Annotated in this window: 22 protein-coding genes; 14 read left to right on the top strand and 8 right to left on the bottom strand. The window is 64.3% G+C overall.

Annotated elements, in window-relative coordinates; genetic code table 11:
• Positions 1–5: 5 nt before the first annotated feature.
• Entirely contained in the window at positions 6–1,346 is a 1,341-nt protein-coding gene (locus tag QCE73_RS04025; RefSeq protein WP_309879888.1) for an ATP-binding protein, read from the bottom strand.
• Positions 1,330–2,052, bottom strand: coding sequence for a response regulator (locus QCE73_RS04020; protein WP_035506204.1), 723 nt, complete (start codon positions 2,050–2,052; stop codon positions 1,330–1,332). Before QCE73_RS04020 ends, QCE73_RS04025 begins: the two co-directional genes overlap by 17 nt.
• A gap of 245 nt (positions 2,053–2,297) precedes the next feature.
• On the opposite strand from QCE73_RS04020, the gene QCE73_RS04015 reads away from it, so the two are divergent.
• A complete protein-coding gene (locus QCE73_RS04015) occupies positions 2,298–2,891 on the top strand; it encodes a periplasmic heavy metal sensor (protein ID WP_035506202.1) in 594 nt (197 codons plus the stop codon).
• Between the two features lie 72 nt (positions 2,892–2,963).
• Here the strand turns inward: QCE73_RS04015 and QCE73_RS04010 are convergent, their stop codons facing one another.
• Positions 2,964–3,662, bottom strand: a complete 699-nt coding sequence (locus tag QCE73_RS04010) for a pirin family protein (protein ID WP_309879887.1) — start codon at positions 3,660–3,662, stop codon at positions 2,964–2,966.
• Between the two features lie 457 nt (positions 3,663–4,119).
• Here QCE73_RS04010 and QCE73_RS04005 point away from each other — a divergent pair, with 457 nt between their 5' ends.
• The 4 genes from QCE73_RS04005 to QCE73_RS03990 all read left to right on the top strand — a co-directional run bounded on the left by QCE73_RS04005 (position 4,120) and on the right by QCE73_RS03990 (position 8,056).
• Positions 4,120–4,806 (top strand): histidine ABC transporter permease HisQ, encoded by a 687-nt coding sequence (locus QCE73_RS04005; RefSeq protein ID WP_309879886.1) that lies wholly within the window; start codon positions 4,120–4,122, stop codon positions 4,804–4,806.
• A 27-nt stretch (positions 4,807–4,833) separates the two neighbouring features.
• The gene (locus QCE73_RS04000) at positions 4,834–5,547 is read left to right on the top strand and encodes an ABC transporter permease (RefSeq protein WP_035506196.1); all 714 of its coding nucleotides are present in this window, start codon (positions 4,834–4,836) and stop codon (positions 5,545–5,547) included.
• Positions 5,548–5,574: 27 nt separating this feature from the next.
• On the top strand, positions 5,575–6,354 hold the full coding sequence (locus tag QCE73_RS03995; protein WP_309879885.1) for an ATP-binding cassette domain-containing protein: 780 nt from the start codon (positions 5,575–5,577) through the stop codon (positions 6,352–6,354).
• 553 nt (positions 6,355–6,907) lie between these two features.
• The gene (locus QCE73_RS03990) at positions 6,908–8,056 is read left to right on the top strand and encodes a porin (protein ID WP_035506350.1); all 1,149 of its coding nucleotides are present in this window, start codon (positions 6,908–6,910) and stop codon (positions 8,054–8,056) included.
• Between the two features lie 560 nt (positions 8,057–8,616).
• Here QCE73_RS03990 and QCE73_RS03985 read toward each other — a convergent pair.
• From QCE73_RS03985 to QCE73_RS03970, 4 genes are all read right to left on the bottom strand, one after another.
• A complete protein-coding gene (locus tag QCE73_RS03985; RefSeq protein ID WP_309879883.1) occupies positions 8,617–10,527 on the bottom strand; it encodes a bifunctional transcriptional regulator/glucokinase in 1,911 nt (636 codons plus the stop codon).
• Entirely contained in the window at positions 10,508–11,218 is a 711-nt protein-coding gene (pgl, locus tag QCE73_RS03980; protein ID WP_309879882.1) for a 6-phosphogluconolactonase, read from the bottom strand. Before pgl ends, QCE73_RS03985 begins: the two co-directional genes overlap by 20 nt.
• Positions 11,219–11,348: 130 nt before the next feature.
• Positions 11,349–12,809, bottom strand: a complete 1,461-nt coding sequence (zwf, locus tag QCE73_RS03975; protein WP_035506191.1) for a glucose-6-phosphate dehydrogenase — start codon at positions 12,807–12,809, stop codon at positions 11,349–11,351.
• A gap of 170 nt (positions 12,810–12,979) precedes the next feature.
• On the bottom strand, positions 12,980–13,348 hold the full coding sequence (locus tag QCE73_RS03970) for a hypothetical protein (RefSeq protein ID WP_309879881.1): 369 nt from the start codon (positions 13,346–13,348) through the stop codon (positions 12,980–12,982).
• A gap of 45 nt (positions 13,349–13,393) precedes the next feature.
• Between QCE73_RS03970 and QCE73_RS03965 the strand changes: the two genes are divergently transcribed.
• The 5 genes from QCE73_RS03965 to QCE73_RS03945 all read left to right on the top strand — a co-directional run bounded on the left by QCE73_RS03965 (position 13,394) and on the right by QCE73_RS03945 (position 20,663).
• Positions 13,394–14,647: an ABC transporter substrate-binding protein gene (locus QCE73_RS03965; RefSeq protein ID WP_035506190.1), complete on the top strand. Its 1,254-nt coding sequence runs from the start codon at positions 13,394–13,396 to the stop codon at positions 14,645–14,647.
• Between the two features lie 181 nt (positions 14,648–14,828).
• Positions 14,829–15,767 carry a carbohydrate ABC transporter permease gene (locus QCE73_RS03960; RefSeq protein ID WP_035506189.1) on the top strand — a complete coding sequence of 313 codons (939 nt, stop codon included), beginning with the start codon at positions 14,829–14,831 and terminating at the stop codon, positions 15,765–15,767.
• Positions 15,757–16,614 (top strand): carbohydrate ABC transporter permease, encoded by an 858-nt coding sequence (locus QCE73_RS03955; protein ID WP_035506188.1) that lies wholly within the window; start codon positions 15,757–15,759, stop codon positions 16,612–16,614. The genes QCE73_RS03960 and QCE73_RS03955 overlap by 11 nt, the downstream gene beginning before the upstream one ends.
• A 34-nt stretch (positions 16,615–16,648) precedes the next feature.
• A complete protein-coding gene (locus QCE73_RS03950) occupies positions 16,649–17,767 on the top strand; it encodes an ABC transporter ATP-binding protein (protein WP_035506187.1) in 1,119 nt (372 codons plus the stop codon).
• Between the two features lie 784 nt (positions 17,768–18,551).
• Entirely contained in the window at positions 18,552–20,663 is a 2,112-nt protein-coding gene (locus QCE73_RS03945; RefSeq protein WP_309879879.1) for a prolyl oligopeptidase family serine peptidase, read from the top strand.
• A gap of 1 nt (position 20,664) precedes the next feature.
• On the opposite strand, the gene QCE73_RS03940 is transcribed toward QCE73_RS03945, so the two are convergent.
• Positions 20,665–21,876, bottom strand: coding sequence for a Bcr/CflA family multidrug efflux MFS transporter (locus tag QCE73_RS03940; protein ID WP_309879878.1), 1,212 nt, complete (start codon positions 21,874–21,876; stop codon positions 20,665–20,667).
• Between the two features lie 151 nt (positions 21,877–22,027).
• On the opposite strand from QCE73_RS03940, the gene QCE73_RS03935 reads away from it, so the two are divergent.
• The 4 genes from QCE73_RS03935 (at position 22,028) to QCE73_RS03920 (ending at position 25,725) form a co-directional block, all read left to right on the top strand.
• Positions 22,028–22,516, top strand: a complete 489-nt coding sequence (locus QCE73_RS03935) for a hypothetical protein (RefSeq protein WP_309879876.1) — start codon at positions 22,028–22,030, stop codon at positions 22,514–22,516.
• A 152-nt stretch (positions 22,517–22,668) separates the two neighbouring features.
• The gene (gene hemL, locus QCE73_RS03930) at positions 22,669–23,952 is read left to right on the top strand and encodes a glutamate-1-semialdehyde 2,1-aminomutase (protein WP_035505435.1); all 1,284 of its coding nucleotides are present in this window, start codon (positions 22,669–22,671) and stop codon (positions 23,950–23,952) included.
• Positions 23,953–23,970: 18 nt separating this feature from the next.
• Positions 23,971–25,083 (top strand): bifunctional diaminohydroxyphosphoribosylaminopyrimidine deaminase/5-amino-6-(5-phosphoribosylamino)uracil reductase RibD, encoded by a 1,113-nt coding sequence (ribD, locus tag QCE73_RS03925; RefSeq protein ID WP_035505432.1) that lies wholly within the window; start codon positions 23,971–23,973, stop codon positions 25,081–25,083.
• A gap of 27 nt (positions 25,084–25,110) precedes the next feature.
• Positions 25,111–25,725, top strand: a complete 615-nt coding sequence (locus tag QCE73_RS03920; protein ID WP_309879875.1) for a riboflavin synthase — start codon at positions 25,111–25,113, stop codon at positions 25,723–25,725.
• Positions 25,726–25,797 lie beyond the last annotated feature (72 nt).

Raw genomic sequence — 25,797 nt, 5'->3', positions numbered from 1 at the left:
CGCCGTTACGACACGCGCTCTTCGTGCTGAGGGCCGGCGCGGCGTTCTTCCACCGGCCGCGTGGCGATATCGAACGGAAAGGTCATCGCGACCTGCAATCCGCCATCGGCACGATTGCCGATCTCGCACTCACCGCCCACGCGCCGCGCAAGCCGCTCGACGATGGCGAGTCCGAGCCCGCTATGTCCGCTGCCGCCACGCGCCGGATCGAGCCGCACGAACGGCCGGCTCGCCTTGATGAGATCGTCGGGCGCAATGCCCTTGCCGTGATCGGACACCGACAACACCCAGCCCCTGGCTTCCCGCCGCGTCTCGATGACGACCGGCGGCGCACCGTACGCATGCGCGTTGTCGAGCAGGTTCGACAAGAGCCGGTCGAGCGTGGCCGCCGGCAGCGCGAAAGCGGGGCCGGCTTCGAGTTTCAGGCGAATCGGCTGCGCGCCCGGCGATACCGCGCGATACGCCCGCGCGATCCGCTCGCACTGCTCGTCGACGGGAACGGGCTCGCTGCCGTCCGGGCGGTCGTGCGCGAACACGAGAAACTGATCGACGATATGCGCCATCGAATCGACGTCGCGCACGACGCCGTCGCGCATTTTCTTGTCGTCCATCATTTCGGCGCGCAGACGCAAGCGCGCGAGCGGCGTCTTCAGATCGTGCGCGACGCCCGCGAGCATCACGGCGCGGTCGCTCTCCGTCTGCGAGACCTCGCGGACCATCTGATTGAAACCGTGCGTCAACTGGCGCAATTCGCGCGGGCCGCGCTCGGGCACCGGCGGCGTCGGCTGGCCGCGCCCGAAGCGCCCGACCGCCTGCGCGAGCGAGCGCAGCGGATATTGCAACTGCCAAGCGCCGAATAGCGCGGCAAGCACGGCCGTCGAGAAAATCAGCGCGAGCCACACGAGCATGCGGTCGCGCGAGCGCGGCGGGCGCAGCGGCTGCACCGGCACGACGACCCATCCCGTGTCCTTCACGCCATGCACCCACACGCTGGGCGGGCCGCCAGGCTCGCTCAGGCGCACGTCGGTGCCATCGGGCAGACGGTCCTTCAGGTCCTCGACGAACCGCAGCAGCGGCGGCGGCATGTTCTCGTCGGGCTGCCTGGGCACGTCGGGACTCGCGAGCGCGACCACGCGCACGCGCGGCGGCAAAGGCTGATCCGGCGTATTGGCGATGTGCTGACGAACCGCCTCGACGAGGAAAACGGCTTCCTCAACGGCGAAGCGCGTCTGCACGTTGTCCCGCTCGAAGCGGATGATCGCAAACCACGCGACATGCGAGAGCACCAGCATGCCGATGACGATGACGACCAGCCGGCCGAACAGCGTGTCAATTGCCCGGCGCATTTTGCCCGCCGTCCGGCACGAACACGTAGCCGCGCCCCCGCACCGTCTGGATGAAGCGCGGCGCCGAAGGATCGGACTCGAGGATGCGGCGCAGGCGCCACACCTGCACGTCGATGCCGCGGTCGGTGCCGTCGTATTCGGGGCCGTGCAGCAGTTCGAGCAGGCGCTCGCGCGTGAGCGTGCGCATCGGGTTGTTCACGAAGATCTTGAGCAGCGCGAATTCGCTGCCGGACAGCGTGAGCGGCTTGTCGTCCTGTTGCAGCGTGCGCGACTGGAAATCCAGCCTGAAGCGGCCGAACGAATACGGCTCGCGCTGCTCGGGCGCGGCCGACGGAATCGTGCGGCGGCGGCGCAGCACGGCCTGCACGCGCGCGAGCAGTTCGCGCGGATTGAACGGCTTGCCGAGGTAATCGTCCGCACCCAGTTCGAGGCCGACGATCCGGTCCACGTCGTCCGCGCGCGCGGTCAGCATGATGACCGGGATGTCGTCGCCGGATGCGCGCAACTGTTTGAGCGCGGTCAGCCCGTCGACGCCCGGCATCATCAGATCGAGCACGATGAGATCGGGCCGCTCGCGTTCGATGCGGCGTTCGAGTCCACCGGCGTCATGCAGCACCGACACCTCGATGCCCTGCCGGACCAGATAGTCGCGCAGAAGGTCGCGCAGTTCGGCGTCGTCGTCGACGACAAGTATTTGCGTAGTCATGGGATGGAGTTTAGCGCGTGAGTCGGACCTCGATTGATGACAGGCCTGCCATAAGGGTTACGGGGTGTTACGACGAAAGCGGGGCGTAAACCCGCGTAACAAGCCTGAACCAGCCCGTAACACGCGCCCTGCCGCGAACCCCTACGCTGTGTTTCACCGACAAGCGCAAGACCTCGACACACCAACCGACACGTCGATCAAGGCCTCGTGGCTTCGGCATCGAAAACAATCAAGGGAGTATCAAGATGGCCAAGCAATATCGCATCCTCACCGCCGCCGCTGCTGCAATCGCGCTGACGTTCGGCACGGCCTACGCGGCCACCAGCGACGCGCCGACTGCGCCGCCCCCCGGCGGCCCGGCCATGATGGGCGGCCACGGCGGCCCTGGCGGCCACCGCATGGAAATGCGCATGCAGAAGCAACTGGACGAACTGCACGGCCAGCTCAAGCTGAACGCGGATCAGGAAAAGCTGTGGCAGACCGCGCTCACGACGATGAAGCAGAATCATCAGGCCATGCGCGAAAGCCACAAGCAGATGCGCGATCAGTTCAAGTCGATGGAAAGCCAGCCGATCCTCGACCTGAACGCGATGCACGCGGCGCACCAGAAGATCGAGGCGCAGAACGCGCAACTGCGCGAGCAGACCACGACCGCGTGGCTGAACTTCTACAACGCGCTGAACGACCAGCAGAAGACGACCGTCAGCACGGCGCTCAAGAAGCACTTCGCGAAGATGCACGAGCACGAGCAGAAGATGCATGAGCGCTGGGGCAAGCGCGGCGGCCCGGACGGCGCGCCGGGTGCGGCGGCGGGCGCATCGGCTACCGCGAAGCCGTAAGCGGCGGCTGCGGCAACAAAAAAGCCGCGGAGCATGACGCTCCGCGGCTTTTTTTCATCGGCGAACCGGGACTTACGCGAGGTCGAACAACAGCACTTCGGCGTTATCGCCCTTTTCGAGCGTGACCTTCGACACATCCTCGAGCTTCGCGGCGTCGCCGGCGCCGAGCGTCTCGCCATTCACCGTCACCGCGCCGCGCGCCACGTGCACATACACGCGGCGGCCCGCCGGCACATCGAAGTCGGCGCGTTCGTCGCCATTGAAGAAGCCCGCGAAAATCCGTGCGTCCGCGCCGATCCTGACCGAGCCGTCCACACCTTCCGGCGACGCGATCACGCGCAGCCGGCCGCGCTTTTCGTCATCCGCGAAGCGCTTTTCCTCGTAGCCCGGCGCGCCGCCCGGCGCATCCGGAATGATCCAGATCTGCAGGAAATGCGCGGTGTCCGTCGGTGAGCCGTTGAATTCGCTGTGACGCACGCCGGTGCCGGCGCTCATGCGCTGCACGTCGCCGGGACGGATCGTCGAGCCGTTGCCCATGCTGTCGCGGTGCGCGAGCGCGCCGTCGAGCACGTAGCTCACGATTTCCATATCGCGATGGCCATGCGCACCGAAGCCCTGCCCGCCCGCGACGCGGTCTTCGTTGATCACGCGCAGCGCGCCGAAGTGCGTATGCTCCGGATCGTAGTAATCGGCAAAGGAGAAGCTGTGATACGAGTCGAGCCAGCCGTGGTTGGCGTGACCGCGTTCGTTGCTGCGGCGAATCTCGAACATGATGTTTGCTCCCGCCCAAGGCGTTGTTTTGCGATGGAGAGAATGTAAGGGCGGCGGCGCTTCGAAACAACGCGCCCGCCGGCACTACATCGTTCCACCCATGCATGTAATCGGACTCTTCCGGCTTCGCCTCCGCGCGCGCGTCGGCTTCGGGTAAAATACCGCGCTTTTCGGGGTGGCGGCGGACGCGGATCGGCCGAGGCGCCGGAGAATCCGGCAGTCGCGAGCCCGCCGCCGCGCAGCAATTGCGCGTTGGCAGGGTTAGCAGCAACGGCAGCCCGCAATTTTGACCACATAGAATACCGTCCGCTGGACGCAAAGCAGGAGCGTGCCGGAGAAGGACAGCCGAAACGCGCGGGAAGCGCGCCGCCGGCCGGGAAAAGAGATGATGACATTCGTATCGCGCGCCGCGCCCGTCGCACTCCATGCACGTTAGGCACCTCACTAAGGAATCACCATGTTGCAAGGCTACGGTCCGCTGATCCTCGCGGGCACCTGGCAGACCGTCAAGCTGGCGGTGCTGTCGCTCGTGTTCGCCTTTGTGATCGGCCTGATCGGCGCGGCGGCGAAGCTGTCGAAAAACCGCGTGGCGTCGGGATTCGGCACCGTCGACACGACGCTCATCCGCGGCGTGCCCGATCTCGTGCTGATGCTGCTGCTGTTCTACAGCATCCAGATCTGGCTGAACCTGTTCACGGACGCGATGGGCTGGGATCAGATCGACATCGATCCGTTCCTCGCAGGCATCCTGGTGCTCGGCTTCATCTACGGCGCGTACTTCACCGAAACCTTCCGCGGCGCGTTTCTCTCGGTGCCGCGCGGCCAGCTCGAAGCGGGCGCGGCTTACGGCATGACGCCGTGGCAGACCTTCTCGCGCATCATGTTTCCGCAGATGATGCGTTTCGCGCTGCCGGGCATCGGCAATAACTGGCAGGTCATGGTCAAGGCGACGGCGCTCGTGTCGATCATCGGTCTCGCGGATGTCGTCAAGGCTTCGCAGGATGCCGGCAAGGGCACGCTGCGCTTCTTCTTCTTCACGCTACTCGCGGGCGCGGTGTATCTCGCGATCACCACGATCTCGAATCTCGTGCTGATCTGGCTGGAGCGGCGCTATTCCATCGGCGTGCGCAAGGCCGACCTCTAATCGGTCCATTCAAGAGCGGCAGGGATCATGATCGAAATCATCCAGGAATACTGGAAGAACTACCTCTTCACCGACGGCTACCGCATCACCGGTCTCGCGATCACGATGTGGCTGCTCGTCATCTCCATCGGCTTGGGCTTTTGTCTTTCGGTGCCGCTCGCGGTCGCGCGGGTGTCGAAAAACAAACTGCTGTCGCGCTCGGTGTGGCTCTATACCTACGTGTTTCGCGGCACGCCGCTCTACGTTCAGTTGCTGCTCTGCTACACGGGCCTCTACAGCCTGCAGGTCGTGCGCGACCACATGCTGCTCGCCGAGTTCTTCCGCAGCGGCATGAACTGCACGCTGCTCGCGTTCACGCTCAACACCTGCGCGTACACGACGGAGATTTTCGCGGGCGCGATCAAGGCGACGCCCTACGGCGAGATCGAAGCCGCGCGCGCATACGGCATGTCGGGCTTCACGCTGTATCGACGGGTGATTCTGCCGTCCGCGTTGCGACGCGCGCTGCCGTATTACAGCAACGAAGTCATTCTGATGCTGCACGCGACCACCGTCGCATTCACCGCGACCGTGCCGGACATTCTCAAGATCGCGCGCGACGTCAATTCGGCGACGTATCAGTCGTTCGAGGCGTTCGGCATCGCCGCCCTGCTCTATCTCTGCATTTCGTTCGCGCTCGTGTGGCTGTTCCGCCGCGCCGAGTATCGCTGGCTCGCTTATTTGCGGCCGCAAGGCAAATAAGACCATCGAGTCAGCCAAGGACACTTCATGAATTCCCAGATGCACAAGCTTTTCGTCGACGATATTCACAAGCAGTACGGCAGCAACGAAGTCCTGAAGGGCGTTTCGCTCAAGGCGAAGGCCGGCGACGTGATCAGCATCATCGGCTCGTCGGGCTCGGGCAAGAGCACGATGCTGCGCTGTATCAACTTTCTGGAACAGCCGAACCAGGGGCGCATCTTCGTCGACGGCACCGAAGTCCGCACGATGAAGGACAAGACCGGCGCGCTGAAGGCGGCGGACCAGAAACAACTGAGGCAAGTGCGCTCGAAGTTGTCGATGGTCTTCCAGCACTTCAACCTCTGGTCGCACATGAACGTGCTGGAGAACGTGACCGAAGCGCCCGTCAACGTGCTCGGGCTCTCGAAGAAGGAAGCCGAGGATCGCGCGCGCACGTATCTGGAGAAGGTCGGGCTCGCGCCGCGCGTGGAGAAGCAGTATCCGTCGCATCTGTCGGGCGGCCAGCAGCAGCGCGTTGCGATTGCGCGCGCGCTCGCGATGCATCCCGATGTCATGCTCTTCGACGAACCGACTTCCGCGCTCGACCCCGAACTCGTGGGCGAAGTGCTCAAGGTCATGCAGACACTCGCCGAGGAAGGCCGCACGATGATCGTCGTGACGCACGAGATGGCGTTCGCGCGCAACGTGTCGAATCATGTCGTGTTTCTGCATCAGGGGCGCATCGAGGAGGAAGGCCATCCCGATGCGGTGTTCGGCAATACGAGGAGCGAGCGCCTGAAACAGTTCCTGTCGGGCAGCCTCAAGTAGCACCCGGCGAAGGCCGGCTTCGATAACCTTCCACTCCAGAAAAGGCGCCCAAGAGGCGCTTTTTTTGCGTCCGGGCGCAGTTGTATCGACCTCTTTCGCGCCCTGCTCCGACCTAGCGCCACGACGCGCTCGCGTCAATAGGCGACAAACCTGACTCTGAAACTTACATCACCCTAAAGCCCTGATGGCATAAGGCTTTGCGGGGTGTTTCCCATGGTGTGGGTAGTGGGTCTATCACAAGGGCATTGCATTTTTGACACACACAGTCGCCTAACGTCAAATTTCTTTGGCGCTTATACCGTATTTTGTTAAATTGGTAACCAAAGTACCAAAACGAAGTACCCAAAAAGTAGTTTTACTTCAAAAGTCCAAAAGAAACTGAGGAACGACACCGATCGACGGGTCGGCGTCAGGTTCGCGCCCACGACGCACGAATCGCCTAGCACCACAGCCCGCGTGTCCTTCCTCTGAAAACAATTTTCGGTTGGGTGCGCTCGCATCGAACCACACAGCAGCACTTGGGTTCTATTTCTTGACAGGGTTGGAGGAGATGATGAAGAAAGCTTTGCTCGCGTCGGCAGCACTGCTGACGTTCAGCGCGGTCGCGCACGCTCAGAGCAGCGTGACGCTGTATGGCCGCCTGGACGCGGGGCTCGAATATATGAACGGTGTGCCGACCGGTCCGGCCGGCGCGCCTGCCACCGGCTCGTCGCACCGCTTCAAGGCGGAAAGCGGTGACTGGGGCACGAGCTTGTGGGGTTTGAAGGGCGTCGAAGATCTGGGCGGCGGCTACCGCGCCGTGTTCCAGTTGGAAGGCAGCTTCAACACCATGACGGGTCAAGGCCCGGGCGGCGGCGGTCTCTTTAATCGCTGGGCGACGGTCGGTATCGCGAACAATCAGTTCGGTACCCTGTTGCTGGGTCGTGAGCTCTTCATCTCCAACGGCGTGTGGGACTTCGATCCGTTCGGCCAGTCGAACTGGTCGTCGGCATCGCTGGTGCGTGGCCGCAACTGGCCGCAATCGAGCAACAACATTTCGTACCAGTCGCCGAAGTTCGCGGGCCTCGACTTCTACGGTCAGTACTCGCTCTCCAACGCGACGAACTGGAACGGTAACGGCACGACGCCGCAAGGCCGTGAAGCGGGCGCGTATATCACCTACACGACGCCGCTCTTCCAGATCCGCGGTATGTACGACGAAATCCGCAACCCGGCGAACGGTACGCTGGGCGGCGTGTACAACCCGATCGACGGCGGTTCGGGCGGCAACGGCGCGTACGCGTATTCGCGTGAATACACGGCGATGTTCAACGTGTTCCTCGGCCAGTTCAAGGTTCAGGGCGCTTACCAGGCGATCCGCAGCTCGGGCATGACGGGTCAATTGCCCGGCCAGCCGACCGCGCTCGATCACGAATGGGGCGGCGTGACGTGGCAAGCGACGCCGGCGGCAGCGCTGATCGCCGCGGTCTACCACGTGAACGGCAACAACGGCGCGGGCAACGCGACCATCTACACGGTCGGCGGCTCGTACAACCTGTCCAAGCGCACCCTGCTCGATCTGCAGGTCGCGACGGTGCAGAACAGCAAGACCGCGAACTACGGCCTGAACGCCAACAACTACGGTTCGGCTGCTTCGACGGACAACCCGTTCCCCGGCCACAGCCAGACGGGCGTGTACGCAGGTATCCAGCACTCGTTCTAATCGGCGAGTCTGACCAAAGAGTCTTTTTTAGAAGGTTTTCACGCTGCTGCGAGAGGCGCGTATCGGTGCGGTGCCCGAAAGGGTATCGCACCGTTTTTTATTTGGGCGCGCGCTTGGCTGGATACGCCATGCTTAGCATGACGAACATCGATCTGGACGCTTTTCGGCCCACGCACGACATTTGTCAGATCGACAATCTAAACGACAAAACCGCGCGTCATAACATGTAGTTCTGCTTCAAAAACCCCGAAAAACGAGGAATGCCTCCGATCATCGCGTCGTCGCGATGCTTCGGCGTGCGCACGTTCACGCGTGTCTTTCCTCGATAACCAGGTTCGGCCCGATGCGCCGGCATCAGGCCAGACAGCAGCCATCGGTTGGTTTTGCTCGCTGCGGCGGCACTGCGTGTGGGGCATCAAAGGGAAGCGGGGATCTGGGCGACGGTCGGTATCGCGAACGGCGTGTGGGACTTTTCCGAGCGAGCTATCGTCGCCGGGCCGCAAACAAAAAGGCCACCGATGTTTGCATCGGCGGCCTTTTGCATTGACGCGATAAAACGGCTAGTCCCGCGCCATCCCCGACGCCCCGTGGCTCAGCCAGTCGAGCACGGCGGCGGCATCATCGTCGCCTGACCGACGCGCCTTCGCGACCGTCTCGCTGATCTTCGCGCCCGGCTTCGGCGCGGCCCGGCGAATCGCCACGCCGACCGCGAGAATGTCGATGATCACGAGGTGCAGGATGCGCGAGATCATCGAAAGCTGCGACTCGCGGATTTCGATGTGATCCGTCTCCAGCGCCACCGTCGCGCGCTTGGCGAGCGGCGTGTTGCTCGACGTGATCGCGATGACCGTCGCGCCCTGCTGCATCGCCACTTCGAGCACGCGCAAAAGCTCCGGCGCCCTGCCCGACTTCGACACGGCCACGATCACGTCGCCCTTGCCGAGCAGCGCCGCCGACGCAGCCTGCATATACAGATCGCCGTAAGCAATGGTCGGAATGCCGAAGCGGAAGAACTTGTAGTGCGCGTCCTGCGCGACGATGTTCGAATTCCCGAGCCCGTAGAACTCGATGCGCCGCGCGCCGTTCAGGATATCGATCGCCCGCTCGACGTTCTCGAAGTTCAGATGCTCGCGCAACTGAAGGATCGCGGAGACCGTGTTGTCCAGCACCTTCGCGCCGAAATCGGTGGCCGTGTCGCCGAGATGCACCTGGCTGTGGCTCACCGGAATCGTGCCGGTCAGGCCGGTCGCGAGCTTCAGCTTGAAGTCGGACAGACCCTGGCAGCCGAGCGAGCGGCAAAAGCGGATCACGGTCGGCTGGCTCACGTCGGCCTTGCGCGCGATGTCGATGATCGGATCGTTGATGATCGAGCGCGGATGATTGAGCGCGAGATCGGCGACGCGCCGCTCGGCGGGCGTCAGCGCATCGCGCATCTGGCGAATGCGCTCGAACACCGCCGACGAACCGCTGTTCGCGCGATTCGACAACTGCTCGGAGAGAATCGCGGACACGCCGAGAAAGGCCGGATATTCCGCCGTGATGATGTACGTGGGAATGCCCGACAGATACTGCTGAAAGCGCCCTTTCGCCTCGAAACGCTCGCGAAACGGCGACTTGTGGAACAGCTCGCCCAGCTTGAGCACGATGCCGCCGCCGATATAGATGCCGCCCAGCGCGCCCAGCGTCACCGCGATGTTGCCCGCGAACGTGCCAAGGATCGCGCAGAAGCAATTCACGACTTCGAGCGCGAGCGCTTCGCCTTGCAGCGCGCGATTCGTGACGTCGGCGGCGTTGAAGTCGTCGGCGACCGTCACGTTGTCGCGCTCCGCGAGCGCCCGATAGATCAGCTCCAGCCCCTGCCCCGCGCACACGCGCTCGAACGACACGTGCGGAAACTTGCGGCGCGCATAACGGGTCACGAGGTCTTCGCGCTCGTCGAAGGGCGAGAACGTGGCGTGGCCGCCTTCGCTGCCGAGCGCGATCCAGCGGTCATCCGCCGGAATCAGACCCGACACGCCCAGTCCCGTGCCCGGTCCGAGCAGGCCGATCACGCTGTTCTGCCGGCGCGAGCCGCCGCCCACCTGCTCGCGCTGCGTGTCGGTCAGGCCGGGCAGCGCCATCGCGAGCGCGGTGAAGTCGTTCACGACGAGCAAGGTGTCGAAGCCGAGCGCGCGGCGCGTCGCCTCGATCGAGAAGCTCCAGTCGTGATTGGTCATCTTCACGTGATCGCCGTCGACCGGATTGGCGATCGCGATCGCCGCATGATTGACGCGTCCGACCTTCGTGTCCTTCAGATACTGCTGCATCACCTCCGCGATGCCGGGGTAATCGGCCCCCGGATACACGCGGATCTGCCCGATTTCGCCAGGCGCGGTCTCCAGCGCGAAGCGCGCGTTCGTGCCGCCGATGTCGGCGAGAAGCCGCGGTCCGTCGGCGTGCTGAGCCGCTGCCTTATGCACACCAGTAGACATCGAGCTTCACTCCTTCAGCGTGGGCCAGCGTCGAGATGGCGTTCTTTTGCGGGGCGGCGAGCGCCGCGTTCAGTACGTCGAGTTTCTTCTGGCCGGCGATGAAGAGATACACCTGTCCGATCTGCTTCAGCGCCGACATCGACAGGCTCACGCGCGCGTGCGGCGCCGCGCCCGGATGCACGGCGATGAAGCGCTCGGGCGTCGAGATCGCGACATCCCATTCGGGCGCGTCGGCGAAAATCGAGGCGGTATGGCCGTCCTCGCCCATGCCGAGCACGGCGACATCCGGCAGACGGCGGCGCGGATCGGCGTTCAGTTCGGCGATATGCGTTTCCAGCGGCTTGCCGGTATCGACGAGCGGCAGGAAATACGCCGATGCGCCCGCGTTCTGCAGGAGCGTGTCGCGCACGAGCTGTGCGTTGCTCGCGGAATCGGTCTCGGGCACCCAGCGGTCATCGACGAGCGTCACGTCGATGTGCGCCCAGTCGAGCGGCTCGCGCGAGAGCGTCTGCAAGAACGGCTTCGGGCTCGTGCCGCCCGATACCGCGAGCGTGGCGTGAGCGGTTTGCCCCGTGGTGCCGGCCGATGCCGCGCCTCGCGCCGCGAGGGACGCCTTGAGCGCGTCGCTCACGGCTTTCGCCAGCGCGTCCGAGTGGGCGCGCGGATCGTCGAAAGTGCGAAGCTCGATCATTGCTCCTCCTGCTTGTTCTGGTTTATCGATCCGCTTTGCTGCCCGCGCCGTCGCAACGACGGGCGAAGCGGTCTCTTGTATTCCCCATGTTCGCCGCGCACCTCTTCGGGGCCGCGTCGGCGTCACGCCATCAGTTTTCTTCTTCGAGCCAGCATGTGCCCGCCTGAGCGAGCATCGCGCTCGACGCCGCCGGCCCCCACGTGCCCGCCGCGTAAGGCTTCGGCTTGTTGGTGCCCGATGCCCACGCGTTCAGGATCGGCTCGACCCAGCGCCACGCCGCTTCCTGCTCGTCGCGCCGCACGAAAAGCGCGAGGCGGCCGTGAATCACGTCGAGCAGCAGGCGCTGATACGCCTCCATCTGTCCTTCCTTGAAGAACTGATCGAACGCGAGATCCAGATGCACGCTCGCGAGATTCATGCCTTCGCCGGGCTGCTTCGCGAGGCAATACAGACGGATGGACTCATTGGGCTGCAACCGGATCACGAGACGGTTCGAGCCCGCGCGCAATGCGTTCGCGCCGAGCGCCGAATGCGGCACCGCGCGGAAGTTCACGACGATCTCCGCGACACGGTCCGCAAGCCGCTTGCCGGTGCGCAGGAAGAACGGCACGCCCGCCCAGCGCCAGTTCTCGATCTCCACCTTCAGCGCGACGAAGGTTTCCGTCGTGCTGTCGGGACGCACGCCCGGTTCCGTTGCGTACGCCGGCACCGCCGTGCCCCGGACGACACCCGCATGATATTGCCCGCGCACCGCGACGCGGCTGATGTCGCGCTCGTCGATGGGCTTGAGCGCCCGCAGCACGCGCAATTTCTCGTCGCGCACGGAGTCGGAATCCATCGAGTGCGGCGGCTCCATCGTCACGATGGAGAGCAGTTGCAGCAAATGGTTCTGCACCATGTCGCGCAGCGCGCCCGTATTGTCGTAGAAGTCGCCGCGCGCTTCCACGCCCAGTTCTTCCGCAATCGTGATCTGGATGCTCTCGACCCATTCGCGGCGCCACAGCGGCTCGAACAGCGCGTTGCCGAAGCGCAGCGCGAGCAGGTTCTGCACCGGCTCCTTGCCGAGATAGTGATCGATCCGGTAGATCTGCTCTTCCTGAAAGATCTCGCCGACGGCGTCGTTGATCGCGTTCGACGATTTCAGATCGTAGCCGAGCGGCTTTTCGAGCACGATGCGCGAGTTCTGGTTCAAGCCGACAGCGGCGAGCGCGCGGCAGATCGGCACGAAAAGCTTCGGGCCGGTCGCGAGATAGAAGACGCGCGTGCCATCGAACTTTGCGAGCACGTCGCGCAGCAGGACGAAATCTTCCGCGCGCCCGAGGTCGAGCCCGACGTACTCGAAGCGATCGACGAAGCTGCGCCATACGGCGTCGTCGAGACCGTCCTTCGATACGTGCGGCTTCACGTGACTCTCGACCCACGCGCGATATTCGGCTTGCTCCATGGCTTCGCGCGCGACCGAAACGATCCTGCCCGCCGGATTGAGCATGCCCGCGCGATGCGCCTCGAAGAGCGCGGGAAGAATCTTGCGCATGGAGAGGTCGCCGGTGCCGCCGAAGAGTACGAAGATGAAGTTCGAGTCGCTTTGCATGAGTCTGAACGAGGGTTCCAGAACTGGATGTGAGTCGAATCGGGGCGTGCCGCCCAATGAGACCACGAATGTCGCCGTAGTCCGATAAAATTTTTTTTGACACTGAATTGTAGTTTAACTACAATCCAAATCAAGAGGAAATGTCATCGACGGAAAATAAGACATGTCAATCAGTCAAATCTGGTGACAGCTTTTTCCGGCCAGACGTTCTGTGCGCATGTTAACGGAGCCTGCGGATCGCCGCTTTTCGCAGAAAAGCGTCCCTTGCGGCTCTTGTGCGCCCGGCCTCGCGCCTCGCCGTCGAGCGGGTCCTTCGGGGCAAGTTTGAACGGCCCGGCAAAAATCAAAAGAGGAGACAGCCGTTGCGATTGAACCCACTCATCTCTTGAGAGCCGTGCGGCCGTAAATCGGTCTGCCGGCCCGGCACGCTGCGTTCGTGGTGACCCGCGCTGCCGCTTCCCCGCCGACATCGCCGATTTCCGGCCATCCAGTTTTGCCGTTTTTTTGACAACGCTTCTTACCCATGCTTCTGGCGGCATCGGGAGCCAATCGTTTCTTGTTCTGGTGTCTGGAGGAGATAAACAATGAAAGTCCGTAAGCTCATGGGCGCGCTGTGCGCCGCAGGTCTTCTGTGCGGCGCGACGGCGTCGGCGGTGCAGGCTGCCGAGGCTGTTTCCGTGCTGCACTGGTGGACGTCCGGCGGCGAATCCAAGGCTGTCGGCGTGCTGAAGGACGACATGACGAAGCAGGGTTACACCTGGAAGGACTTCGCTGTCGCGGGCGGCGCGGGCGCGGCCGCGATGACCGCACTGAAGACGCAGGTGATCTCGGGCAACGCGCCGTCGGCGGCGCAGATCAAGGGTCCGCTGATCCAGGAATGGGCCGAGCAGGGCGTGCTCGTGCCGATCGATTCCGTCGCGGGCGACTGGAAGAAGAACCTGCCGCCTGAGATCGACAAGATCATCCACGCGGACGGCCACTACGTCGCGGCGCCCTTCTCCGTGCACCGCGTGAACTGGCTGTACATCAACAAGGCCGCGCTGGACAAGGCCGGCGGCAAGGTGCCGACCAACTGGAACGAGTTCTTCCAGGTCGCGGACAAGATGAAGGCCGCGGGCATCATGCCGATCGCGATGGGCGGCCAGCCGTGGCAGGATCTGACGCTGTGGGAAGACGTCGTGCTGTCGCAGGGCGCTGACTTCTACAAGAAGGCGATCGTCGATCTCGACCAGAAGACGCTGACCTCGGACAAGATGGTTCAGGTGTTCGACACGGTCCGCAAGATCCAGGGCTATTTCGACAGCGGCCGCACGGGCCGTGACTGGAACCTCGCAACGGCCATGGTCATCAACGGCAAGGCCGGCATGCAGTTCATGGGCGACTGGGCGAAGGGCGAATTCGCCGGCGCGAACAAGAAGGCGGGCACGGACTACATCTGCGCGCCGGTGCCGGGCACGGACAAGGCCTACACGTTCAACGTCGACTCGTTCGTGTTCTTCCAGCAGAAGGGCCAGAAGGCCGCGACGCCGGGCCAGCTCGCGCTCGCGAAGACCATCATGACGCCGGAGTTCCAGGAGCAGTTCAGCCTGAACAAGGGATCGATCCCGGTTCGTCTCGGCGTGCCGATGGACAAGTTCGACGACTGCGCGAAGAAGTCCTACTCTGATGAACAGACGGCGATCAAATCGGGCGGCTATGTTCCGTCGCTCGCGCACGGCATGGCTCAGGGCGATGCAGTCGCCGGCGCCATGACCGACGTCGTGACGAAGTTCATGAATTCGTCGCAGGATTCGAAGAGCGCGGTCGCCGCGCTCGCGAACGCCGCCAAGACGAAGTAAGGCAGTTTCCGCCCGGCGCGTGTGCCCATGCATGCGCCGGGCGGCGCAAGACGCAGCAGGACTGCATCTGTAACGTCGCATCTTTCAGCGCCAGCAGGCATTCGCCACAGAAGCGCCTTTCAGTGCACCTAAACGCACCTCAACGCACCCAAGCGCCGGCGCATCTTCCAGGAGTCGAGTCGTGACTGCCTCCATCACCGCGGACAAGAAGCCGCAAAATCCGCCCCGTCGCGTCTCACCGACGGCGGCGCTCGCCGATCGCCTGATTCCGAAGCTGGTGCTCGCTCCCAGCGTCGTGATCGCGCTCGTTTTCGTCTACGGCTTCATCGCCATCACCGGGTATCTGTCACTCTCCGAATCGCGGCTCATGCCGCGCTACGATTTCGCGGGCTTGGACCGCTATCGACAGCTCTTCGCCAACGACGTCTGGTGGACTTCCGCCGCCAATCTCGGCTGGTTCGGCATTCCTTTCATTGCGATTTGCGTGTTCCTCGGCCTGTTCCTTGCGATCCTTCTCGACCAGAAGATCCGCAACGAAGGCGCATTGCGCGCGATCTTCCTCTACCCGATGGCGCTCTCGTTCATCGTGACGGGCACCGCCTGGCAGTGGATTCTGAATCCCGGCCTCGGTCTGGAGAAAGTGTTCCATGACTGGGGCTGGACGAGCTTCTCGTTCAACTGGCTGGGCGACCCGGACAAGGCGATTTTCTGCGTCGTGATCGCGGCCGTGTGGCAATCGACAGGCTTCGTGATGGCGCTCTTCCTCGCCGGCCTGCGCGGCGTCGACAGTGAAATCTTCAAGGCGGCGCAGATGGACGGCGCGGGATTGCCGACCATCTACCGCAAGATCGTGATTCCGAGCATGCGGCCGGTGTTCTTCTCCGTGCTGCTGATTCTCTGCCACATCACGATCAAGACCTTCGACCTCGTCGTCGCATTGACTGCGGGCGGGCCGGGCACGTCGTCGTCGCTGCCGGCGATCTTCATGTACACGTTCTCGTTCAACCGTGGTCAGCTCGGCGTGGGCGCCGCGTCGTCGATGATGATGCTCGCCACGGTCGTCGCGGTGCTCGTGCCGCTCATGTATCTCGAATCGAGGAGCACTCGCAATGCAGCCTAAGATGACCCTGAGCCGCGCCGTCATCTACGCGGTGCTCATACTTTTCGCGCTCTACTTCCTGTTCCCGATCTACGTGATGCTGTCGACGTCCTTCAAGGATCTCGACCAGCTTCGCACGGGCAACCTGCTCACGCCGCCCACGCACTTCACCTTCGATCCGTGGATCAAGGCGTGGTCGGGCGCGTGTACCGGCGTGCGTTGCGACGGCATGGAGCCGTTCTTCATGAACTCCGTGCGCATGGTGATTCCGGCCGTGCTGATCTCGTCGTTCATCGGCGCATTCAATGGCTATGTGCTCACGCACTGGCGCTTTCGCGGCGCGGACGGCCTGTTCACGATGCTGCTCGTCGGCTGCTTCATCCCCTTCCAGGCGATCCTTCTTCCGATGGCGCGCCTGCAGGGTTTTCTCGGCCTGTCGAACACGACGACCGGCCTCGTGCTGGTTCACGTGATCTACGGCATCGCGTTCACGACGATGTTCTTCCGCAACTTCTACGTGAGCATTCCGGCCGAGCTCGTGAAGGCGGCGCGCATCGACGGCGCGGGCTTCTTCACGATCTTCACGAAGATCCTGCTGCCGGTGTCGCTGCCGATTTTCATGGTCTGCCTGATCTGGCAATTCACGCAGATCTGGAACGACTTCCTGTTCGGTATCGTGTTTTCGGGCGTGGATTCCATGCCGATCACGGTCGCGCTGAACAACCTCGTGAACACGTCGACGGGCGTGAAGGAATACAACGTCGACATGGCGGGCGCGATCATCGCCGCATTGCCGACGATTCTCGTCTACATGATCGCGGGACGTTATTTCGTGCGCGGGCTGACGGCCGGCGCGGTGAAGGGTTAATCGACTTCGTTCGATAGAGATATAGAGGATTCACATGGCAAGCCTTTCCATCCGTGACGTGTACAAGACCTACCCGAACGGGGTGCCGGTTCTCAAGGGCGTCAACATCGACATCGAGGACGGTCAGTTCCTGATCCTCGTCGGCGGCTCGGGCTGCGGCAAATCGACCTTGCTCAACATGATCGCGGGTCTCGAGACCGTGACGCGCGGCGACATCATGATCGACGGCAAGACGGTCAACAATCTCTCGCCGAAGGATCGCGACATCGCGATGGTGTTCCAGTCCTACGCGCTCTACCCTTCGATGAGCGTGCGCGACAACATCTCGTTCGGCCTGAACATCCGCAAGGTGCCGAAGGACGAGCAGAAGAAGATCGTCGATCGCGTCTCGGAGACGCTGCAGATCGGTCATCTGCTCGATCGCAAGCCGGGGCAGTTGTCGGGCGGTCAGCGCCAGCGCGTCGCGATGGGCCGAGCGCTCGCGCGCGACCCCGTGATGTTCCTGTTCGACGAGCCGCTTTCGAACCTCGACGCGAAGCTGCGTATCGAGATGCGCTCGGAGATCAAGCTGCTGCATCAGCGCCTCGGCACGACGATCGTCTACGTGACGCACGATCAGATCGAAGCGATGACGCTCGGCGACCGCATCGCGGTGATGAAGGACGGCATCGTGCAGCAGTTCGGCGCGCCGCAGGAAATCTACGACTCGCCATCCAACCTGTTCGTCGCGGGCTTCATCGGCGCGCCGCCGATGAATTTCATCGCCGGCAAGCTCGTCGAATCGGGATCGGGCGTCGGCTTGCAGCTCGATACGGGCGTCGCGCAGAAGGTGTTGAATCTGCCGTTCGACGCGGGCCGCCTGCGTGGCAAGGTCGGTCAGGACGTGATCCTCGGTCTGCGCCCCGAGCGCATCACCGATTCGCGCAGCGCGCACGATGTGTCAGATGCGAGCCTGCAACCGGTCGATGTGCGCGTCGATGTGATCGAGCCGACCGGGCCGGACACGCTCGTGTTCGCGCAGGTGAATGGGAAGCGCATCGTTTCGCGTGTGCATCCGGCGTCAAATCCGCAGCCGACGTCGAACATGACGCTGCTGTTCGATGTGTCGAAGGCCGTGTTGTTCGATCCGCAGACGGAAGAGCGGCTGGCTTGAGGTTGTTGTTCGATTGATGAGACGCCACGGTTAGCCGTGGCGTTTTTTTTGGGGAGTTGGAGTGATTTGGATCGGCTGGGCTTTCGCCGGATCCCGGTTTCGTGTCGGTCTATTGGCGTTGCCCCTATGCGGGGCGGCAGTCACTTTCTTTGCTGCTGCAAAGAAAGTAACCAAAGAAACAGCTATCCCCAGCCTAAGCACTTCACACCGGCCGCGGCACAGACGATTGGCCTAATGGCCCGGCAGTAGAGAGTGCCCTCACAAGCAGACAAAGACTTGGACCGCGCACGGTCCGACTCATCGCACCACAGAACAAACTGGTTCAGCACCAAATAGCTCCAGCCCGCTACGCGGCCGATGGGTCAATCGGGTGCGCGTGCGCTTCTTCCTCGACGGTTTCCCTCGCATACCCAACGGCAGCGCGTAGCGCTGTGCCGAAGCTGTTTGGTGCTGAACCAGCGCCCTAAAACAACTAGCTTGTCAGACCGTGCGCGAGCCAAGCCCGATTGTTCCTTCGAGGGCGACACTTAGGCGAGTGCCACCGCGGGCTGGCAAGCATGGCCAACGTGCGTGTGACCGCGGGCGGTGAGAAGCTGCTTTCTTTGGTTACTTTCTTTGCAGCAGCAAAGAAAGTGACCCCCGCCCCGGGGAGGGGCAGTGCTAATAAACCGACACGAACACAGGCCATCCACAGAAGCCCGACGCGTCCCGAACCGACCGCGATACCCCCTTCGCCCCATTGCAGGCACAATCGTCGTTTTGCATTTCAAAGTGCCCGCATCGCATGACTCTCCCTACCACGCATCCCGAACCGACCTGGACTCCGTCGAACGCCCCCGACCCCTACATCGGCCTCGAAGCGCTCGACGATGCCCGCGTGCAAGCCTGGGTCGATAGCCAGAACCACCGCACCGAAACCGCGTTCGGCAACACGCCAGAAGCGCGCACACTCGCCGCAAGGCTCGAAAAAGCCTACACATCGCAAGACCGCATCGTGTCGTGCTCGCGCTATGGCGACTGGGCCTACAACACCTGGCAGGACGACGCGCATCCGCTCGGCATCGTGCGCCGCACGCCGTGGTCTTCGTGGCTGGAAGGCAAACCCGTGTGGGAAACGATCCTCGACGTCGACGCCCTCGACCTCAACACGCACGACAACGCCGACACCCGCTGGGCGCTAGCCGACTTCGACATGCGCTACCCCGACTACGATCGCGCGCTCGTGAGCCTGTCGCCGGGCGGCTCGGACGCGTGCATGGTGCGCGAGTTCGATATCGCGTCGAAAAGCTTCGTCGCCGATGGCTTCGTGCTGCCCGATGTCGGCAAGCACGATATCTCGTGGATCGATCGCGACACGGTCTATGTCGGCTGGGACGACAGCAAGACGAACCCGCGCCCCGCCCTCACGACCTCCGGCTTTCCGCGCGAAGCGCGCCGCTGGAAGCGCGGCACGCCGCTCGCGGACGCGCCCGTCGTGTTCGACGGCAACCGGCGCGATGTATCGGCGGGCGTGGACTACGATCCCATCGAAAAGCTGCATCTCGCGTCGCGCGCCGTGTCGTTCTATGACACGCTCAATTATTGGCTCGACGAGACGTCGAACGAATGGCGTCAATACGACCTGCCGGCGCACGCGGAAATCGAGCACTGGAACGGCTGGCTGTTCGTGACGCCGCGCAAGTTCTGGAACGCGGGCGGCCGTCGCTACGCGCCCGGCACGCTGACCGTGATCCGGCGCGACGCGTTTCTCGATGGCTCGCGTCACTTCACGCCATTGTTCACGCCATCCGATCGGCTCGTGCTTGCCGGCATCGACTTCACGAAACACTGGCTGATCGTCTCGCAGATGGACGACGGCACGCCGCGCGTCACGCTGCTGCGCCCGCCCGCGACGCTCGAAGGCGAGTGGCAGGCGCGCGGCTTCGCGCTGCCGGAAGCGAGCCAGTCCTGGGTCGATTCGATCGACAGCGAGCGTGACGACACCGTGCTCATCCACGTCGAGCACTTTCTGACGCCGCCGTCGCTGTATCACGCCGATCTCGCGAACGACGCGCCGTGGCAACTGCTCGCGCGTCTTCCCGCACAGTTCGATGCGACGGGCCTCTCGGCCGTGCGCCGCCACGCGGTCGCGCCGGACGGCGAGCGCATTCCTTATTGGCTGATCGGACGTGACGTCGATACGCGCACGGACGCGCGCCCTTGCCTGCTCTACGGTTACGGCGGCTTCGAAGTCGCGCTCGATCCCGGCTACGACGCGACAACCGGCATCGCGTGGCTCGAACGCGGCGGGCTTTACGCGGTCGCGAACATTCGCGGCGGCGGCGAATTCGGTCCGGCGTGGCATCAGGCGGCGTTGCGCGAGAATCGCCAGATTTCCTTCGACGATTTCAGCGCGGTAGCCGAGGCGCTCATCGATACGGGCGTCACCACGGCCAAGCAACTGGCGATCCGCGGCGGCAGCAACGGCGGCCTGCTCACGGGCGTGTGCATGGTCCAGCGGCCCGAGCTTTTCGGCGCGGTGCTGTCGGAAGTGCCGCTGCTCGACATGGCGCGCTTTCACTTGCTGCTGCAAGGGGCATCGTGGATCGACGAATACGGCGACCCCGACGACGCCGCCGATCTGCATCATCTGATGGCGTACTCGCCGTATCAGAACGTGAAGGCGGATGTTGCGTATCCGCCGGTGCTTTTCACGTCATCGACGAGCGACGATCGCGTGCATCCCGGCCACGCGCGCAAGATGGCCGCGAAGATGCAGGCGCAGGGTCACGCGAACGTCTGGTATCAGGAAACCGGCGACGGCGGACACGGCGCGGGCGTCGAGCCCGAAGCGATCGCGCAGGCGGAAGCGGCCGCGTTCACGTTCCTCGCATCGACGATCGGGCCGCTCGCCTGATTCAGACCTTTACCGGCACCGCATGCGAGCGCAGCACCAGCGTGCGCCCGGCAAAGGTCAGCACGCCGCATACGCCGATCACGATACCCATGCCGTGCGGCGATACATCGTGAAAGAACCCGACCGCGAGACTCGCGAGCGCGCCGAGCGCGAGTTGCATCGCGCCGAAGACGGCGGCGGCCGCGCCCGCGTTGCGCGGATAGCGGTGCATCAGTTCGGTCGTGCAATTGGCCGACAGCAATCCGACCACGCCGACGACGAAAAACAGCGTCGCCACGATCGACCACAAGCCGCCCCAGCCCGTCAGCGACACGAGCGCGACCGCGAGCGCCGCCGCGACGCTCACGACCGACGCGGCCGAGATCATCTTCATCGCGCCGACGCGGCCGACGAACTTCGTGTTGAGCACATTCCCCGCGATGATCCCGATGATGTTCAGCCCGAACAGCAGCCCGTAGTACTGCGGCTTCACGTGGAAGTAATCGATATAGACGAACGGCGTCGCGGTGATGTACGCGAACATCGACGCGAACGCCATGCCGCCGCACATCATGTGGCCCCACGTGACGGGATCGGTCAGCAGATGGCCATACGCGGCGAACGACTTGCCCACCGCCGCGCTCGCGCGCTTCTCTTTCGGCCAGGTCTCGGGCACGCGCAGAAAGGCGGTCACCGCGCAGGTCAGGCCGAAGAGCGTCAGCGCGACGAACACGACCCGCCAGCCGCCGAGCAGCAGCAATTGCCCGCCGATCAGCGGCGCGAGCAACGGTCCGATCGACGTGACGATGGAAAGCATCGACAGCACGCGGGCGGCGTCGCCCGGCTCGTGGGCATCGCGGGCGATGGCGCGCGCGAGCACCGACGCCGCGCCCGCACCGAGCGCCTGCAGAAAGCGCACGAGGACGAGCGCATCGATGGAAAACGCCACCGCGCAGCCGATGCTCGCGAGCGCGTACAGCGCGATGCCCCCGAGCAGGACGGGCCGGCGGCCGTAGGCGTCGGACATCGGGCCATAGAGCAGCATGCCGAACGAGAAGCCGAACATGAAGCTCGTGAGCGTGCTCTGCGCGGCGGCCGGGCTCGTGCCGAACGAGGCGGCGAGCGAAGGCAGGCTCGGCAGATACATGTCGATCGACAGCGGGCCGCACGCGGCGAGCGCGCCGAGCAACAGGATCAGCCGGCCATCGGGCCGGCGACGGGTGGTGTCGGACATGGAGTTCGCAAGACGGGGATGAGTGGATGCGACACGGCCTCGTGCCGCGCAAGCGATCGGTCATTGTACGCGACGCCCCGCCGTGATCCGGCCCTGAGCGCCGCGTTGCGCTAAGCTCGTCTCTCGTTTTCCTTCCCATTCCATCGACGCGATGACCGCCTTTCTGCTGATCTGGAGCCCCAAAAAGTGGCCGTGGCCCGAGTTGCCCGACATCGCGCGGCGCGTCGCCGTGGGCGATGCCGTCGCCGACGTGTGGGGCTGCGGGACCGCGCGCGGGCTCCTGCCGGGCGATCGCGTGTTCGTGCATCGCGTGTCGCAGGAGCCGAAGGGCGTGTTCGCGTCGGGCTGGGTGACGCGCGCGCCTTACGAAGTGCCCGACGCCGCGAGCAAACGCGGCTACCGGCTGTGCATCGACTTCGTGTACGACTGGCTCGTCGATGCGCACGAGGAAGTCGTCGTCACGCGCGACGAATTGCGGGCGCATCCGTTCTCCGTGCAGACGTGGGACGCGCAGATGTCCGGCACGCTCATCAAGCCGATGGCCGAGGGCGCGCTGGAAAAGCTCTGGACCGCGCGAACCGGACGTCGCTCGCAGCCTCCCGCGCCGTCCGCGCCCGCGAAACGATCATCGTCGTCATAGGCGCGACACCGCCCGTTCGCAACGACTCCGGTACAATTTCAGCATCGTTTTTTCGCGCCGGACCGCGCGTCTCGCACGCCGCGCTCGTCGCCGCGCGAGCCCGGTCCGCCCTTCGCGATTCCCGCTTCCACTTTCAGCGCAGGCCTTCATCCATGTCCAAGAATCAAGTTCTCTTCGAACGCGCCCAGCGAACCATTCCCGGCGGCGTGAACTCGCCGGTGCGCGCGTTCCGCTCGGTCGGCGGCACGCCGCGCTTCATCGAGCGCGCAGAAGGCGCGTATTTCTGGGATGCGGACGGCAAACGCTATATCGACTACATCGGCTCGTGGGGCCCGATGATCCTCGGCCACGTCCATCCCGAAGTGCTCGACGCCGTGCAGCGCGTGCTCGCGAACGGCTTTTCCTTCGGCGCGCCGACGGAAGCCGAAATCGAGATCGCCGAGGAAATCTGCAAGCTCGTGCCGTCGATCGAACAGGTGCGCATGGTCTCCTCCGGCACCGAAGCGACGATGAGCGCGCTGCGCCTCGCGCGCGGCTTCACGAACCGCAGCCGCATCATCAAGTTCGAGGGCTGCTATCACGGTCACGCGGACAGCCTGCTCGTGAAGGCCGGCTCCGGCCTGCTGACGTTCGGCAATCCGACTTCCGCGGGCGTGCCCGCCGATATCGCGAAGCACACGACCGTGCTCGAGTACAACAACGTCGAGCAGCTCGACGAGGCGTTCAGGGCGTTTGGCGCCGAGATCGCGTCGGTGATCGTCGAGCCGGTCGCGGGCAACATGAATCTCGTGCGCGCGACGCCCGAGTTCCTCAACGCGCTGCGCGAGCGCTGCAGCGAGTACGGCGCGGTGCTGATCTTCGACGAAGTGATGTGCGGTTTCCGCGTCGCGCTCGGCGGCGCGCAAGAGGTCTACGGCATCAAGCCGGACCTCACGTGTCTCGGCAAGGTCATCGGCGGCGGCATGCCGGCGGCGGCATTCGGCGGACGCCGCGACATCATGGCCCATCTCGCGCCTTTGGGCGGCGTGTATCAGGCAGGCACGCTGTCGGGCAATCCGATCGCCGTGGCCGCGGGCCTCAAGACGCTGCAACTGATCCAGCGCCGCGGTTTCTACGACGATCTCGCGAAGCAGACGCGCAAGCTGGTCGACGGCCTGACGGCCGCCGCCCGCGATGCGAAAGTGCCCTTTTCCGCGGATTCGATCGGCGGCATGTTCGGCCTGTATTTCATGGATGCGGTGCCGGGCAGCTTCGCGCAGATCCAGCAGGGCGACACTAAACGCTTCAACGCGTTCTTCCACGCGATGCTCGATGCAGGCGTGTACTTCGCGCCGTCGGCGTTCGAAGCGGGTTTCGTGTCGAGCGCGCACGACGACGCCGTGATCGACGCGACCATCGACGCCGCGCGCGGCGCGTTCGCGTCGCTCGCCGCCTGACGCTCGCGGACCGCGCCGATGTTCTCGCAAACCGACTTCACCCACATGGAGCGCGCGCTCGCGCTCGCCTCGAAGGGCATGTACACGACCACGCCGAATCCGCGCGTCGGCTGCGTGCTCGTCAAGAACGGCGAAGTGATCGGCATGGGCTACACGCAGCCGGCCGGCCAGGATCACGCCGAAGTGCAGGCGCTCAAGGACGCCCGTTCGCGCGGCAAAGATCCGCGCGGCGCGACGGCGTATGTGTCGCTCGAACCGTGCAGCCATTTCGGGCGCACGCCGCCGTGCGCGCACGCGCTCATCGACGCGCGCGTCGAAAAAGTGATCGCCGCGATGGAAGACCCGAATCCGTCGGTGTCCGGTCGCGGCCTCACGATGCTGCGCGATGCGGGCATCGACGTGCGCTGCGGGCTGCTCGCGAACGAGGCGCAGGAGATGAACATCGGCTTCGTGTCGCGCATGACGCGCCGCCGTCCGTGGGTGCGCATGAAAGTCGCGGCCACGCTCGACGGCCGCACCGGCCTGCCGACGGGCGAAAGCCAGTGGATCACCGGCGAGGACGCGCGCGCCGACGGCCACGCGTGGCGCGCTCGCGCCTGCGCGATCCTGACGGGCATCGGCACGGTGCGCGAGGACAATCCGCAACTGACCGTGCGCGCGGTGGACACGCCGCGCCAGCCGCAACGCGTGCTGATCGACAGCCGTCTCGACGTGCCGAAGGAAGCGCGCATTCTCGAAGGCGCGCCGCCGTGGATCTTCCATGCCGCCGACGCCGATCCGGCGCGCATCGACGCGCTGCGTGAGAAAGGCGCGGACCTGATCGAGCTGTCGAACGAGCACGGCAAGGTCGATCTGCCCGCGATGCTCACCGCGCTCGCCGATCGCGGCATCAACGAGTTGCACGTGGAAGCGGGTCACAAACTGAACGGCTCGCTGCTGCGCGAGGGCTGCGTCGACGAATTGCTGGTGTATCTCGCGCCGAGCCTGCTGGGCAACGCGCCCGGCATGTTCGACTTCGCGCCGCCCGCAACGCTCGATGCGCGGCCGCATCTGAAATTTCATCGTATCGACCGGCTGGGCGACGATCTGCGCATACTCGCGCGCTTCGTCGAGTCGATCGCTGCGAGCTGATTGCACACCGATTCAAGGAACGAAGCGATGTTTACAGGAATTGTCGCGGCGGTGGGCCGCATCGAGAAAGTCACGCCGCTCGGTTCGGAGCCGGAAGCGGGCGTTCGTCTGACGGTCGCCGCGGGCGATCTCGATCTCGCCGATGTCGAACTCGGCGACAGCATCGCGATCCAGGGCGCGTGCATGACGGTGATCAGGAAGTCGGCCGATGCATTCGATGTCGACGTGTCGCGCGAAAGTCTCGACAAGACGGTCGGGCTCGGCGATGCGGGCATCGAAGTGAATCTGGAGAAGGCGTTGCGCGCGCACGACCGGCTCGGCGGGCATCTCGTCTCCGGCCACGTCGATGGACTGGGCGTCGTGTCGAAATTCGAGCCCGTCGGCGAATCGCATGAATTGCGCATCGTCGCGCCGAAGGACATCGGCAAATATCTGGCTTACAAAGGTTCGGTGACGGTGAACGGCGTGAGTCTCACCGTGAACTCCGTCAGCGACCGCGCCGACGGCTGCGAGTTTTCCATCAACCTGATTCCGCATACCGTCGAAGTCACGACGCTCAAGGCGCTCGCCAAAGACGCGAAGGTCAATCTGGAAATCGATCTGATCGCGCGCTATGTCGAACGGATGATGAGCGCGCAGTGATCTGAGCCTCTTTTGCCGGGCGCCGGGGCTGCTCGTTTTGCAACGAAGCCCTCCCGCCCGACTGCCCGCCGA

It is taken from the genome of Caballeronia sp. LZ029, from assembly GCF_031451275.1.
GTDB lineage: Bacteria > Pseudomonadota > Gammaproteobacteria > Burkholderiales > Burkholderiaceae > Caballeronia > Caballeronia jiangsuensis.
This window is presented reverse-complemented; position numbering and strand designations above follow the sequence as displayed.